The organism is Halohasta litorea (assembly GCF_024494645.1).
Lineage (GTDB): Archaea > Halobacteriota > Halobacteria > Halobacteriales > Haloferacaceae > Halohasta > Halohasta litorea.
Genome location: NZ_JANHDJ010000026.1, coordinates 1 through 1,083, shown reverse-complemented (window position 1 = coordinate 1,083; position 1,083 = coordinate 1). Strand labels below are relative to the sequence as shown.

Sequence of the window (1,083 nt, the reverse complement as noted above, 5' to 3'; positions counted from 1 at the left end):
CGCTCTTGTGTAGAGCTGCGGAAAGTCCCTATAGCTACGGTCTGTGGCCCCAAATGAGGAGATATGCCCTCCTCAGATCCAGCCTTCGGCCGGATGCTTCGCCAGCTCGTCGATCTTGGTGTACTCAAACTAGAGATGGAGCCGCTCGATGCGGTCATCGAGCGGCGACTCAAGCAGTTCTGGGAGAGTAGGACCTGTCCACGCTGTGGCAATCCCACCGTCCGTTCGTGGGAATCAACGGATCGTGTTCACTGCCGTAGCTGCCAGTTTAAGCCCGTCTACACCTACGGAACGCCGTTTCACGAGAAACACCTCTCCTGCGGAGAGGTGCTTCTCTCGTTCATGCTCTACGCAGATACCTTGCTCAGTATCTCACAGATCGCTGTTGTCCTCGATAGAGCCTACAAAACGGTGTTCTACGCGATCAAAGAGGTGGAAGCCGCGGTTCACCGTGGCTTCCCCCTCGTCTGGAGTCAGTTCCAGCACACAATCTCTGGACCAACACAGATCGACGAGTCCGGGAAGGTCTGTTCGGGATTCAAAGGCCAAGACCCGCCGCGAGACAGCCGTCATCGCGGCGGGTCGTCCCGAACTGGGCGAACACGCTGGAAGGGTCGTCACGGCGATCAATTGACGCTCGTCGCGGCCTGCCGCGACGCGCTCCGAGTGATTCGTGGGAAGCTCGGAATCGCCTACGAGACCGATTTAGAGCCGGTGATGGAGGAAACAGCCGACCTCTCCCAGCCACTGGGAGAGGTCTGGACAGACGGTCTCCAAGCCTATCGTCGAATGGAGCACGACCACAAGATCGTGATTCACGACGAGACGTACGTCTCGTCGGAAGGAATCCACATCAACCAGGTTGAGTGCCTCTTTTCGGTTATCAAGCCGTGGCTACGGAAGTTTCGCGGCCTGTCCAAGCACGGCTTGGAGCAGGCCGCTCATACCTTCGGCATCGTCCGCTCAGTGAATCTCGTCGGCGCATCGTTCGAATTCCTCGTCGACTGCCTTGCTATTGGGGGACTCCACAGCTCTACATAAGAGCGCCTCGTGTTAACCAACAGAGTGGCCGATTGCATAGTT

The 1,083-nt window shown here is 57.6% G+C and carries 1 protein-coding gene; it reads left to right on the top strand.

Going from position 1 to position 1,083, the window contains the following annotated elements; translation table 11 throughout:
- The first annotated feature begins 63 nt into the window (after nucleotides 1-63).
- Nucleotides 64-1,041 (top strand): IS1595 family transposase, encoded by a 978-nt coding sequence (locus tag NO877_RS19610; RefSeq protein WP_256397978.1) that lies wholly within the window; start codon nucleotides 64-66, stop codon nucleotides 1,039-1,041.
- Nucleotides 1,042-1,083: the final 42 nt, after the last annotated feature.

What these genes read in the sequence shown, in the direction of transcription:
- NO877_RS19610 (WP_256397978.1), top strand. Translation starts at nt 64, where the DNA reads ATGCCCTCCTCAGATCCAGCCTTCGGCCGGATGCTTCGCCAGCTCGTC.